Annotated in this window: 10 protein-coding genes; 3 read left to right on the top strand and 7 right to left on the bottom strand. The window is 73.7% G+C overall.

What is annotated here, in order from left to right:
- Position 1: 1 nt before the first annotated feature.
- Positions 2 to 568: a DUF3090 domain-containing protein gene (locus UO65_RS25135; RefSeq protein ID WP_035287030.1), complete on the bottom strand. Its 567-nt coding sequence runs from the start codon at positions 566 to 568 to the stop codon at positions 2 to 4.
- Positions 569 to 672: 104 nt separating this feature from the next.
- On the opposite strand from UO65_RS25135, the gene UO65_RS25130 reads away from it, so the two are divergent.
- On the top strand, positions 673 to 2,604 hold the full coding sequence (locus tag UO65_RS25130; protein ID WP_152552258.1) for a S9 family peptidase: 1,932 nt from the start codon (positions 673 to 675) through the stop codon (positions 2,602 to 2,604).
- Positions 2,601 to 3,518 carry a S66 peptidase family protein gene (locus UO65_RS25125; protein WP_035287026.1) on the top strand — a complete coding sequence of 306 codons (918 nt, stop codon included), beginning with the start codon at positions 2,601 to 2,603 and terminating at the stop codon, positions 3,516 to 3,518. The genes UO65_RS25130 and UO65_RS25125 overlap by 4 nt, the downstream gene beginning before the upstream one ends.
- A 184-nt stretch (positions 3,519 to 3,702) precedes the next feature.
- Here UO65_RS25125 and UO65_RS25120 read toward each other — a convergent pair whose 3' ends face one another.
- Positions 3,703 to 4,332 carry a TetR/AcrR family transcriptional regulator gene (locus UO65_RS25120; RefSeq protein WP_233427834.1) on the bottom strand — a complete coding sequence of 210 codons (630 nt, stop codon included), beginning with the start codon at positions 4,330 to 4,332 and terminating at the stop codon, positions 3,703 to 3,705.
- Positions 4,333 to 4,423: 91 nt separating this feature from the next.
- Here UO65_RS25120 and UO65_RS25115 point away from each other — a divergent pair, with 91 nt between their 5' ends.
- The gene (locus UO65_RS25115) at positions 4,424 to 5,359 is read left to right on the top strand and encodes an NADP-dependent oxidoreductase (protein WP_035287022.1); all 936 of its coding nucleotides are present in this window, start codon (positions 4,424 to 4,426) and stop codon (positions 5,357 to 5,359) included.
- A gap of 116 nt (positions 5,360 to 5,475) precedes the next feature.
- Here UO65_RS25115 and mptB read toward each other — a convergent pair whose 3' ends face one another.
- The 5 genes from mptB to UO65_RS25090 all read right to left on the bottom strand — a co-directional run bounded on the left by mptB (position 5,476) and on the right by UO65_RS25090 (position 12,501).
- Positions 5,476 to 7,026 carry a polyprenol phosphomannose-dependent alpha 1,6 mannosyltransferase MptB gene (mptB, locus tag UO65_RS25110; RefSeq protein ID WP_200873459.1) on the bottom strand — a complete coding sequence of 517 codons (1,551 nt, stop codon included), beginning with the start codon at positions 7,024 to 7,026 and terminating at the stop codon, positions 5,476 to 5,478.
- Between the two features lie 166 nt (positions 7,027 to 7,192).
- Entirely contained in the window at positions 7,193 to 8,815 is a 1,623-nt protein-coding gene (gene nikE / locus UO65_RS25105; protein ID WP_035287020.1) for a nickel ABC transporter ATP-binding protein NikE, read from the bottom strand.
- A 1-nt stretch (position 8,816) separates the two neighbouring features.
- Entirely contained in the window at positions 8,817 to 9,725 is a 909-nt protein-coding gene (locus tag UO65_RS25100) for an ABC transporter permease (protein WP_035287018.1), read from the bottom strand.
- Positions 9,722 to 10,747 carry an ABC transporter permease gene (locus UO65_RS25095; RefSeq protein ID WP_035287016.1) on the bottom strand — a complete coding sequence of 342 codons (1,026 nt, stop codon included), beginning with the start codon at positions 10,745 to 10,747 and terminating at the stop codon, positions 9,722 to 9,724. The genes UO65_RS25100 and UO65_RS25095 overlap by 4 nt, the downstream gene beginning before the upstream one ends.
- Positions 10,744 to 12,501: an ABC transporter substrate-binding protein gene (locus tag UO65_RS25090; RefSeq protein WP_035287015.1), complete on the bottom strand. Its 1,758-nt coding sequence runs from the start codon at positions 12,499 to 12,501 to the stop codon at positions 10,744 to 10,746. The genes UO65_RS25095 and UO65_RS25090 overlap by 4 nt, the downstream gene beginning before the upstream one ends.
- Between the last annotated feature and the right edge of the window lie 73 nt (positions 12,502 to 12,574).

The following is a 12,574-nucleotide window of genomic DNA, read 5'->3' as shown; positions in this document are numbered from 1 at the left end:
CCTAGTCCTCTTCGGTGCGGCGGTACCCGTTCTGCCGGGGGCAGACGTGGCCGTTGGGGTCCAGCGGCTCCGCGCACAGCGGGCACGGCTTGCGCCCGGCGTTGACCACCCGGTCGGCGCGGTCGGCGAACGCCCGCGCCTCCCCCGGCGACAGGAACACCCGCACCGCGTCCGGGCCCTCCTCGGTGTCGTCGAGCACCACCGACTCGTCGACCTCGGCGTCGGTGGCGGCCAGCAGTTCGATGACCACCGCCTTGGACTCCGCGTCCCAGCCCAGGCCCATGGTGCCGACGCGGAACTCCTCCTCCACCGGCACGGTCAGCGGCTCGGCGTCGACGAGGTCACCGGGCACGCCGTCGGGGACCTCCGCGCCGAAGCGGCGGTGGACCTCCTCCAGCAGTGAGCCGATGCGCTCGGCGAGCACCGCGACCTGCTGCTTCTCGATGGTCACGCTCACCATGCGCACGCTCTCGACCGCCTGCAGGTAGAAGACGCGGTCGCCGGGTTCCCCGACGGTGCCTGCTACGAAGCGGTCGGGCTGGCGGAAGACGTGGATGACACGGGCCATGGCACCTCCGAACTTAGTGCACGCCGCCGAACCGAGCAGATCGTGCCTTTCCCGTTTGGTCAACCGTATCGGTCGCCGGTCGGGCACTGGGTATGGTCCCTCCTGTGGTGGAGATCGCGTCATACGGGACCTGGGTTTCGCCGATCGGCGAAGCCGACGTCGCCCGGCCGGGCAGCAGCCCGGCCTGGGCGCGGCGGGTCGGGGACACGGTGTGGTGGACCCTGGCCAAGCCCGACGAGGGCGGCCGGTCCACCCTGGTGCGCTGCGGCGCCGACGGCCCCGAGGAGCTGCTGCCCGCCCCGTGGAACGCCCGCAACCGGGTGCACGAGTACGGCGGCACCCCGTACGCGGTCCTCGACGGGCGGGTGGCGTTCACCGAGTGGTCCGACCAGCGGGTCTACCTGCTCGACCTCGGCGGTGAGCCGGTGGCGCTGACCGCCGAGCCCGACCGGCCCCAGGGGCAGCGCTTCGCCGACCTGGTCCCCGGTGCCGGGGGCGCGGAGGTGTGGGCGGTGCGCGAGACCGCCACCGGGGACCGCCCGACCGACGTGCGCCGCGACCTGGTCGCCATCCCCCTCGACGGGTCCGGGGTGCGGGTGCTCGGCGCCAGCCACCACTTCATGACCGCCCCCAAGCCCAGCCCCGACGGCCGCTTCGCCGCCTGGCTGGGCTGGGAGCACCCGGCGATGCCGTGGGACGGCACCGAGCTGTGCGTGGCGCACCTGCTGCCCGACGGCACCCTGGGCCCGCACCGGGTGGTGGCGGGCGGGCCGCGCGAGGCGGTGTGCCAGGTGGAGTGGGAGGGCTCCGACGCGCTGCTGGCGCTGACCGACCCGGACGGGTGGTGGAACCTGCACCGCATCACCCTCGACGGCACCTCGACGAACCTGGCGGCCGGGCCGTACGAGATCGGCGGCCCGATGTGGGTGCTGGGCCGCCGCTGGTTCGCCGTCCTGGGCCGCGGCCGGTTCGCCGTGGTGCGCGGCGGGCGGCTCGCCGTGCTCGACGAGCGCTCCGGCACGGTCACCGACGTCGACACCGACGTGGCCCTGTGGTCGGACCTCGGCGCCGACACCGACGGGGTCGTCACCGCCGTGGGCTCCGGGCCCGACACGGCCGGCACGGTGGTGCGCCTGGACCTGTCCACCGGGGAGCTGGCCCACCTCGGCGACCCCGGCCCGGCGCTGCCCGACGCGGCGTACCTGCCGGTGCCCGTGCGGCGGACCTTCACCGCCGAGGACGGCCGCGGCGTCCCCGCCACGGTGTACCCGCCCACCAACCCCGACTTCGCCGCCCCCGAGGGGGAGCTGCCCCCGTACCTGGTGTACGTGCACGGCGGGCCCACCGGGTCGGCCGGGTCGGGCCTGAACCTGGGGTTCGCCTACTTCACCAGCCGCGGCATCGGCGTCGTCGCGGTCGACTACGGCGGCTCCACCGGCTACGGCCGCGCCTACCGGGAGGTCCTCAACGGGCAGTGGGGGGTGCTCGACGTGGCCGACTGCGCCACCGCCGCCGCCGCGCTGGCCGCCGAGGGCGGCGCCGACCCGGCCCGCCTGGGCATCCGCGGCGGCTCCGCCGGTGGGTGGACGGCGGCGGCGTCGCTGACCTCGGTCGACACCTACGCCTGCGGGACCGTGCAGTTCCCCATCCTCGACCTGACCGGGTGGACCGGCGAGGGCGGGGAGACCCACGACTTCGAGGCCCGCTACACCGAGGGCCTGGTCGGCTCGCCCACCGAGCACGCCGAGCGCTACGCCGAGCGGTCCCCGGCCAACCGGGTGGCGCACCTGGCCGGGCCGGTGCTGCTGATGCAGGGGCTGGAGGACAAGATCTGCCCACCGGAGCAGGCCGACCGCTTCGCCGCCGCCCTCGACGGGTCCGGCGTCCCGCACGCCTACCTGCGCTTCGCCGGTGAGCAGCACGGGTTCCGCAGGGCGGAGACCATCGAGGCCGCGTACGCCGCGGAGCTGTCGTTCTACGGGCAGGTCTTCGGGTTCACCCCGCCCGGGGTGCCGGTGCTGGAGCTGAGCCGATGAGCCGCACCCGACCCGCCCATCTGCGCCCCGGCGACACCGTCGCCGTCGTGGCCCCCTCGGGCCCGGTGCCGCAGGACCTGCTGGCCCGCGGGGTGGGCGTGTTGGAGTCGTGGGGGCTGACCGTCCGCGTCGGCGACCACGTCCTCGACCGCCACCCGCACCTGCCGTACCTGGCCGGGCGCGACGCCGACCGGGCCGCGGACTTCCGCGACGCCTGGTGCGACCCGGACGTGGCGGCGGTGTTCTGCTGCCGCGGCGGCTACGGTGCCCACCGCATGGTCGACCTGCTGGACTGGCCCGCCCTCGCCGAGGCCGGGCCGAAGGTCCTCGCCGGGTCCAGCGACGTCACCGCCCTGCACACCGCGGTCGGGCAGGCGCTGGACCTGGTCACCCTGTTCTCCCCGATGATCGCCACCAACGCCTTCGACGACGACGCGCAGAAGCACCTGCACGCCACCCTGTTCGACCCGGGGTCGACCACGACCCTCATCGGCCCGGCCACCACCTCCTCCGGGCACGGCACCGCCAGGGGGGTCCTCGTCGGCGGCACGCTGAGCCTGCTGGCCGCCGAGGTCGGCACCCTCGACGCGGTGCCCCCGGCCGACGGGACGATCCTGGTCCTCGAGGACGTCAACGAGGAGCCCTACCGCATCGACGGGCAGCTCACCCACCTGCTGCGCGCCGGGTGGTTCACCGGGGTCAGCGGCATCGCCCTGGGGTCCTGGACCGGGTGCGGGCCGCTGGAAGAGGTCAAGGCGGTGGTGTCGGACCTGCTGGCGTCACTGGGGGTGCCGGTGCTGTGGGAACTGGGCTTCGGCCACTGCCCCGGGCAACTCACCGTCCCCCTCGGCGCCGAGGCGGTCCTCGACGCCGACGACGCCACCCTGACCCTCACCGAACCCGCCCTGTCCTGAGCACCCCTGGGGGCTCAGCCCGCGGTGAACACGCTCCGCCCGGGGTGAACACCGCCCCGCGCTCCCGGGCCGGGCCCTGGCGTCGCGGGCATGCGGATCATCGACCGGCTCGCCATGATCGAGTTCACCGTCGGGCAGGCGTAGCGGGCGCGCTCCTGCGCGCCGCCGCGGGCTGAACCCCCGGTCAGCGGCGGCGGTAGAGGTGTCCCAGGCCCAGCGGGACCGGGGGCGGCAGCGCCTCGGCGTGCTCGGCGCGGCAGGATTGCAGGAACCAGGCCACCAGCCGCCGCGACGCCGCCAGCGCCGCCTCCGGGCTGTCGGTGACGAGCCCGCTGTTGGCCATCAGCAGCATGGTCAGGTCGTCGATGCCGAAGTCCGCCCTCAACCGACCCGCCTCCTGGGCCCGGCGGGCCAGGGCCATGAACCCCGACAGTGCGCGGGTGCGGTGGGTGGCGAAGTCCAGCGCGTCGGGGAACGCGGTCATCAGCGCGGAGGTCAGCCCACGGTCGAGGGCCTGCACCGCGCACACCCGCTCCAGCACCGCGCTGAACCCGCGCCACGGGTCCGGGTCGACCAACCCCTCCTCGACCAGCACCGCGCAGTGCGCCATCCACTCGGCGAACGCCGCCGCGACCAGGGACTCCTTGGTGGGGAAGCGGCGGTAGAGGGTGGCCACGCCGACCCCGGCGCGGCGGGCGATGGCGGCCATGGGCACGTCGATCCCGCGCTCGGCGAAGGTGCCGCGGGCCACCCGCACGATCCGGTCGCGGTTGTCGCGGGCGTCGGCGCGCAAGCGAGAGTCCAGGGAGGCCACGCCTCCCACTTTAGGCGCAAGTGGAACACCCCCTCCACTTGCGCCGCTGGACTGGGCGACAGCACACCCCGCTCCCCAGGAAGGCCCGACCGTGTTCGCCTTGCGCTTCGCCGACTACGGCACCCCCGACGTCCTCACCGTCGACACCGACGTCCCCGAACCCCACCCCGGCCCCGGGGAGATCCGCATCGCCGTGCGCACCGCCGGACTCACCCCCGCCGACCGCTACCTGCGCTCGGGGACGCTGCGGCACATGATCACCCTCGACCTCCCGCACACCACCGGCGTCGACGGCGCCGGGATCGTCGACGAGATCGGCCCCGGCGTCACCGGCGTGGCGGTGGGCGACGCGGTGTTCGGGCTGGTGCGGATGCGCGAACTCGGCGGCGCCACCGCCGAGTTCGCCGTCCTGGAGCACTGGGCGCCCAAGCCGGACGCCTGGGACTGGGCGCAGGCCGGGGGCGCGGCCGGGAACGTCGAGACCGCCACCCGCGTCCTGGACCTGCTCGGGGTCACCCCCGGCGCCACCCTGCTCATCGAGGGCGCGGCCGGGGGCGTGGGCACCGTGGCCACCCAACTCGCCCGCGCCCGGGGGGTGGCGGTGATCGGCACCGGCGGCCCGCACAACCAGGAGTTCCTCACCGACCTGAGCGCGGTCCCCACCACCCACGGCCCCGGCCTGCCCGACCGCGTCGCCGCCCTGGCCCCCGGCGGGGTCGACTTCGTCCTCGACGCCGCCGGGTCCGGCTCCCTGCCCGACCTGGTCACCATCGCGGGCACCCCCGACCGGGTCATCACCGTCGCCGACTTCACCGCCGCCGAGCACGGCGTGCACCTGAGCACCAGCGGCGGCCCGAACCCCGACCCCTCCCACGCCCACGGCCTCGCCGCCGCGGTGGCCTTGGCCGGGGAGGGCCGGTTGCGCATCCCGGTGCACGCGGTGTTCCCGCTGGCCGAGGCGGCGAAGGCGCACGAGGTGAGCGAGAGCAGGCGGGTGCGCGGGAAGATCGTCCTGTCGATCCCCTGACGGGCCGGGTACCGCGCAGACGCCGCAGCCCGCGGGCGCACCGGTCACCGCGACGGATGCGCCCGCGGGCTGCGGGCGGAAAACCCCGGTGGAGACGCCACCGGGCAGGGGTGCGGCTACACCTTGGCGGCGGTGGGGGTGTCCACGCCGACCAGGTCGTCCTCGCGGTGGTCGGTGAACAGGCCCAGCGGGTCCACGCGCAGCAGGGAGAAGCCCGCCAAGACCGACACCGCGACCGCGCAGGCGATGAACACCCAGTTGTAGAGCAGGTCCTCACCGGCCGGGGAGTAGGTCAGCACCAGGAACACCGCGGCGCTGACCAGGATGGCCAGTTGGCGGCGCTGCCAGGGCAGGGCGGCGGCGATGACGAAGCCCCAGGTCAGGTACCACGGCAGGGTGGCGGGGGAGAGCACGGCGACGGCGAAGAGCACGAAGGACATGCGCCGCACCGCGTCCGAGCCGCCCGCGCGGGACTGCCACCACTGGCGGGCGGCGATCCAGACGAACACCAGGGCGCCGAGGACGCGGGTGGTGTTGACGAACCAGGACTTGTTGGCGTTGACGAACAGGTCGACCACCGAGTGCACGACCTCGCCGACCGCGGTGGGCACCGACAGCCAGTTGACGATCATCGTGGGTGCCTGCAGGGCCTGAATCCAGCCCAGGTTGACCCCGGCGGCGACGGTGGTGACGGCGAAGGTGGCGACGAACACGCCCACCGCGGCGGCCCCGGCGCGGACGAAGTTCTTCACCGGGGTGGAGTTGAGGTGCCCGGCCCACACCCACACCAGGAAGGGCAGGGCGATGGCGGCGGTGGCCTTGACCGCGACGCCGAGGGTGACCAGGAGGATGCCCACGACGTGCTTGCGCTCGAGCACGCACAGGGTGCCCGCGGCGAGGAAGCCGACCATGAGCAGGTCGTTGTGCGGTCCGCCGACCAGGTGCACCACGGTCATCGGTCCGGCGATCGCCAGCCACAGGGTGGTGGAGAGGTTGCCGCCGAGGTGGCGCACGAGGCCGGGCAGCGCCCACAGCAGCAGGCCGAGGCCGATCATCAGGGTGACGCGCATGAGCACGACCCCGGCGATCATGTTGGTGCCCGCGACCCAGGCCACGCCCTTGGCCAACAGGATGAACATGGGCCCGTAGGGGGCGGGGGTGGTCTGCCAGAACGGGTGCACGTTCTGCACGACGCTCTGCAGGTCGAGCACGATCGGGCCGACCGAGTACGGGTCGTGGCCGAACAGCGGCAGGGTGCCCTGGGCGATGTAGGAGAACACGTCGCGGGTGAACACCGGCGGGGCGATGACCAGCGGGGCCATCCAGCACGCGGCGGCCAGCAGCACCGACCCGGGGGCGACCCGCCCGGCGAGGACGTGGCGGCCGAGGCGGACCCAGGCCCACACGACGAGGCCGAATCCGAGGTAGATGACGCCGGTGGCGAGCATCTGCCCGTGGCCGTAGCGAATCCACGACAGGGGTCCGTGTCCGAGGACCGGGTCGCTGACCAGGATTCCGGCGGCGCCGAACGCGCTGAGCAGGATCAGGACGCTGCCGAGGGTGCCCAGCGCGATGGTGCGCTTGGGCAGCGGTCCAATCCGCTCCGGGAACGGCTCCGAACTCCCGTCGGGGGCGGTTGTCTGCTTCTCTGCGTTCTCAGCGACCAAGGACTCTTCCACGTGTGCGCATGCTTCAGCGGGGGTGACTGTCAGAGGAAGAGATTACACAGGGGCGTTGTCCGGCCTGCGCGCTACGGCCGTTCCGGTGGGACCGACCGCGCGGCGCTGCTCACACCGGGTAGTGGCGCGCGGTCGGTCCCTGCCCGGGTGCTCCTCAGACCCCCTGGTCGGCCCGGGGTTCGGCCGTTCGGCCCGCGTCCGGGCGGGGGACGGCCGCCAGCAGTGACCTCGTGTAGTCGTGGTGGGGGCGCAGCAGCACGTCCTCGACGGGGCCGTGTTCGACGATCACCCCCCGGTGCATGACCGCGACCCGGTCGGCGATGTTCCAGGCGAGCCCGAGGTCGTGGGTGATGACCAGGGTGGCCAGGCCGAGGCGGGCGCGCAGCCGCAGCAGCAGCGCCAGGACCTCCCCGCGCACGGACGCGTCGAGGGAGGCGACGGGTTCGTCGGCGACGAGCAGCCGCAGGGACAGGGCCAAGGCCCCGGCGATGACGACCCGTTGCCGCTGCCCGCCGGACAGCTCGTGCGGCAGCGACCCCAGGTACTTCTCCGCGGGTCGCAGTTCGGCGTCGGTCAGCGCCGCGCGCACCAGGTCGGCCTCGTCGCCGCGCACCCCGTGGATGCGCAGCCCCTCGGCGACCGCCTCGTGCACGGTGTGGCGGGGGTTGAGGGCGCTGGTGGGGTCCTGCAGCACCAGTTGCACCTGTTTGCGGTGGGCTTTGAGCCCCTTGGTCGAGGTGGGGACCGGTTTGCCGTCGAAGAGGACCTGCCCGGAGTCGGGTTTCCGCAACCCCAGGACGGTGCGGGCGAGGGTGGTCTTGCCGGAGCCGGACTGCCCGACCAGGGCGACGATCTCCCCGGCGCGGACGCTCAGGTCCACCCCGGCCACGGCGGCGGTGGCCCCGAAGGTGACCCGCAGGTCGCGGATGGTGAGCAGTTCCTCCCCCACCGCCTCGGTGCCCGCGACCGGGGGTTCACCGGCGGTGGCCGGGTTGTACCGGGAGGCCGGGTCGCCGATGGTGGGGAACGCGGCGGCCAGGGTGCGGGTGTAGGGGTGGGTGGGGGCGGTGATGACCCGGTGGGCGGGTCCTTCCTCGACGACGCGGCCGCGGCGCATGACCGCCAGCCGCCCGCAGGTGGCGCCGAGCACGGCCAGGTCGTGGGAGATCAGCAGCAGCCCGATGCCGTGGTCGGTGACCAGGCGGGTGAGCACGTCGAGGACCTGGGCCTGCACGACGACGTCGAGGGCGGTGGTGGGTTCGTCGGCGATGACCAGCTTGGGGTCGCAGGCCAGGGCCATGGCGATCATCACCCGCTGCTTCTGCCCGCCGGAGAGCTGGTGGGGGTAGGCCCCGGCCCGGTCGGCGGGCAGTTCCACCTGGGCGAGCAGTTCGGCGACCCGCTCGCGGACCCGGGCCGGTGGGGTCTTGGGCGAGTGCACGCGGATGGGTTCGGCGATCTGCTCGCCGATGCGGTGCACGGGGTTGAGGGCGTGCATGGCGCCCTGGAACACCACCGACGCCCCGGCCCAGCGGACCGCGCGCAGCCGCCCCCAGCTCATGGTGGACACGTCCTCGCCGTCGAAGAGGATTTCCCCGTCGACCTCGGCGGTGGGCGGCAGCAGCCGCAGCACGGACATGGCCAGGGTGGACTTGCCGCAGCCGGACTCCCCGGCCAGGCCGAGGGTCTCCCCCGCGGCCAGGGCCAGGTCGACCCCGGCGACGGCGTGCTCGCCCGGGTAGCGCACGTGCAGGTCGCGCAGTTGCAACAGGGTCATCTCAGCGCTCCCGCAGCCTGGGGTTGAGCACGGACTCCATGGCGCGCCCGCACAGGGTGAAGGCGAGCACGACCACGGCGATGGCCAGCCCCGGCGGCACCAGGTACCACCAAGCCCCGGCGGTGACGGCCCCGGAGTTCGACGCCGAGCGCAGCATGCTGCCCCAGGAGATGGCCACCGGGTCGCCGAGGCCGAGGAAGGCCAGGGTGGACTCGGCGACGATGGCGGTGCCCACGGCCAGGGTGGTGTTGACCAGCACCAGCGGCAGCACCCCGGGCAGCACGTGCTTGCCGATGACGTGCAGGTGCCCGCCGCCGAGGGCGCGGGAGCGCTCGATGTAGGGGCGGGCCTCCACGCCGAGGGTCTGGGCGCGCACCAGCCGGGCCGCCGAGGGCCAGGAGGTGACGCCGATGGCCAGCACGATGGTGCCCACCCCCGGTCCGATCACCGTGGACAGGGCGATGGCCAGCACCAGCGAGGGCAGCACGAGGAAGAAGTCGGTCAGCCGCATCAGCAGCGCCGACCCCCAGCCGCCGAAGTGCCCGGTGAGGATGCCCACGACGGTGCCGATGGCGATGGAGAGCAGGGTGGCCGACAGGCCGACGAGCAGGGAGATCCGCGCCCCCCACAGCACCAGCAGCAGCACCGAGCGCCCGCTCTCGTCTGTGCCGAGCCAGTACCGGCCGCCGGGTGGTTCCAACCGGCCGCCGGTGGCGCGGGTGACGTCGACGCCGTCGGCGTCGGTGATCAGCGGTGCCAGCGCGGCCAGGGCGATGACCAGCACCAGCACGCCGAGGCCGAGGACCCCGGCGCGGTGGCGGGTGAACTCGCCCCAGGCGCGGCGGGCGGCGGCGCGGCGCCGCGCCCACGCCGGGCCGGGGGTCCGCTCGACGGGTTCGGGGGCGGTCATGAGGCACGCACCCGGGGGTCGAGGACCCGCAGGAGCAGGTCGGCGACGAGGTTCATCACGACCACGGCGGCGGCCAGCACCAGGAAGGTGCCCTGCAGCAGCGGGTAGTCGGGGAAGCGCAGCGCCTCGAAGGTGAGCAGGCCCAGGCCGGGCCAGGAGAACACCGTCTCCACCGTGATCGCCCCGGACACCACCAGGCCCAGGTGCAGGAACACCAGGGTCACGGTGGGCAGCAGGGCGTTGGGCACGGCGTGGCGGCGGCGCACCTCGTCGTCGCGCAGGCCCTTGGCGCGGGCGGTGAGCAGGTGCTCGGCGTGCATCTCCTCCACCAGCGAGGACCGCATGACCAGTTGGTACTGGGCGTAGACGACGGCGACGAGGGTGATCGTGGGCAGCACCATGTGGTGGGCGGTGTCGAGGGCCTGGGAGAGGAAGTCCGGTGGGGTGTCGGGGTAGGTGATGCCCCCGGAGGGGAACAGCCCGCCGGTGGCGGTCAGCAGGACCAGCCCCAGCCAGAAGGTGGGGGCCGACCACAGGGCGAGGGCGATCCCGGTGGCGGTGCGGTCGAAGCGGCTGCCGCGCCGCCAGGCGGTGCGGGTGCCCAGCCACAGGCCCAGCACCACCGCGATGAGGGTGCCCACGCCGACCAGCAGCAGCGTCGGGCCGAGCCGTTCGCCGATCTTCTGCGCCACCGGCACCTTGAACACCAGCGACCTGTCGAGGTCCCCGTGGGCGAGGTTGCCCAGGTAGCGGGTGAACTGCCCCCACAGCGGCAGGTCGAACCCGTACTCGCGTTCGAGGGCGGCGGCGCCCTCGGGGGTGACCGGGGCGCCGCGGGTCAGGGTGCGCACCGGGTCGCCGGGCAGCAGGACCCGGAACAGCACGAACCCGAGGACCACGATCAGCCCCAGGCTGATCAGCGCGGCGCCGACCTTGCTGAGCACGTAGCGCAGCGTCCCCCCGCCGCCGCCACGCGGGGTGGCGGCGGCGGGGGGCTCGACGGTGGTGAGCGCGTCGGTCATTCGCGCTCGTCCGCGGTGGCCCTGCGGCGGCGGGCCAGCACCAGGGCCGCCACGGCGGCGATCACCACGACCGCGCCGATGACCACCCACACCACCGTCGACGACGAGGACCCGCCCGAGGCGGACGCCGACGCGGGGGTGGCGCTGTAGTAACCCCAGTAGGACTGCTGGTTCATGATGAACCCGCCCGGGTCCGGGGACAGGGTGAACGGGGCGAACCTGTCCTTGCGGTAGGCCTCCAGGGCGTTGTCGTAGGACAGGATGGTCAGCGGCGCCTGGGCGTGCAGGATCTGCTGCATCCGCTTGACGATCTCGGCGCGCTTGGCGGTGTCGAACTCGCTGCCCTGCTGGGCGTAGAGGCGGTCGTAGTCCGCGTCGCAGAAGAACGAGTCGGGGGTGGCGCCCTTGCCGTCGGCGTTGGGCCGCGACGCGCAGGTCTGCAGGGCGAGGACGGCATCGGGGTCGGGGTTGCCGGTCCAGCCGCTGTAGGCCAGGTCGAACCGCCCGGCGGTGGTGTCCTCGTTGAGCTTGTTGTCGGCCACCGACCGCACGTCCACGGCGATGCCGATGTCGCGCAGCCACCCCTGGATGAACGGGGCGGACTGCTCGTCGAAGGCCTTGCCGGAGTGCAGCATCAGCCGGAACTTCAGCGGGCGCCCACTGGCGGGGTCGACGCGCACCCCGTCGCCGCCGCGGGCGTACCCGGCGGCGTCGAGGGCGGAGTTGGCCGCGGCCGGGTCGAAGGGCCGCGCCTGATCCCCGGTGGGTTCCCAGTGGTAGGTGGAGAACAGCGGCGGGATGTAGCCACCGCCGACGGTGGCGTACCCGCCGGAGACCTTGTCGACGATGGTCTTGGAGTCGATGGCCTGGGCGATGGCCCGGCGCAGCCGCGGGTCCTTGAGGGCGGGGTGCCCGTCGCCGATGGGCTGCCCGGTGGCGGTGGCGGCCCCGGGGTTCATGACCAGTTCGTTGAACCGCTTGCCCTTGGCGTTGTTGCGCTCGATGTCCGGGTCACCGGCGAGCGCGTCGAATTGGGTGGGGGTCAGGCCGTTGACCAGGTCGACCTCGCCGTTGCGCAGCGCCTGCACGGCGGCGTCGGCGTTCTTGTAGTGGATGAAGTCGAGGTTGTCGATCTTCGGTGCGCCGCGCCAGTACTGCTTGTTCGCCGAGAGCCGGGTGTACTGGCTCTCCTTGAAGTCGGTGATGACGAACGGCCCGGACCCCACCATGGGGTAGGCGGGTTCGGCGCCCACGTCGACCTTGGACCACACGTGCTCGGGCACGATCGGGATGTCCAGGGCGACCATGGTGGTCTGCGGGGCCCTCGTCTTGACCACCACGGTCGTCTCGTCGGGGGCGGTGACCGATTCCCACTGGGCGACGTAGTTGCCGTTGGCGGTGCGGGCGGTCTCGTTGGACAGCATCAGGTTGAACGTGAACGCCACGTCCGCGGCGGTGATCGGCTGTCCGTCGCTCCACTTCGCGCCGCGGCGCACGGTGTAGGTCCAGGTGAGCTTGTCCGGTGAGGGTTCCCACTTCTCGGCCAGGCCCGGCTCGGGGCTCAGGTCCGCGGCCGAGGCGGTGGTCAGCTCCTCGAACGCGGCCCGCAGGATGTCGGTCCCGGTGCGGGTGATCGACAGGAACGGGTTGAGCGAGTCGACCTCCTGGGTGACCGCGACCCGCAGCGTCGTCCCCTGTTGCGCGGCGGCGGTGGCGGTCGTCGCCGCCGGTACCGCCCCCAGTCCCGCCGACATGGCCACCACCAGTGTGGATGCCCCCAACGCCCATCTTCTCTGCCGCACCGTGCCCACCCCTCGTCCGTCGGTG

Source organism: Actinokineospora spheciospongiae (assembly GCF_000564855.1).
Taxonomy (GTDB): domain Bacteria; phylum Actinomycetota; class Actinomycetes; order Mycobacteriales; family Pseudonocardiaceae; genus Actinokineospora; species Actinokineospora spheciospongiae.
This window is presented reverse-complemented; position numbering and strand designations above follow the sequence as displayed.

What these genes read in the sequence shown, in the direction of transcription:
- UO65_RS25135 (WP_035287030.1), bottom strand. Translation starts at nt 568, where the DNA reads ATGGCCCGTGTCATCCACGTCTTCCGCCAGCCCGACCGCTTCGTAGCA.
- UO65_RS25125 (WP_035287026.1), top strand. Translation starts at nt 2,601, where the DNA reads ATGAGCCGCACCCGACCCGCCCATCTGCGCCCCGGCGACACCGTCGCC.
- nikE (WP_035287020.1), bottom strand. Translation starts at nt 8,815, where the DNA reads ATGACCCTGTTGCAACTGCGCGACCTGCACGTGCGCTACCCGGGCGAG.
- UO65_RS25100 (WP_035287018.1), bottom strand. Translation starts at nt 9,725, where the DNA reads ATGACCGCCCCCGAACCCGTCGAGCGGACCCCCGGCCCGGCGTGGGCG.
- UO65_RS25095 (WP_035287016.1), bottom strand. Translation starts at nt 10,747, where the DNA reads ATGACCGACGCGCTCACCACCGTCGAGCCCCCCGCCGCCGCCACCCCG.
- UO65_RS25090 (WP_035287015.1), bottom strand. Translation starts at nt 12,501, where the DNA reads ATGTCGGCGGGACTGGGGGCGGTACCGGCGGCGACGACCGCCACCGCC.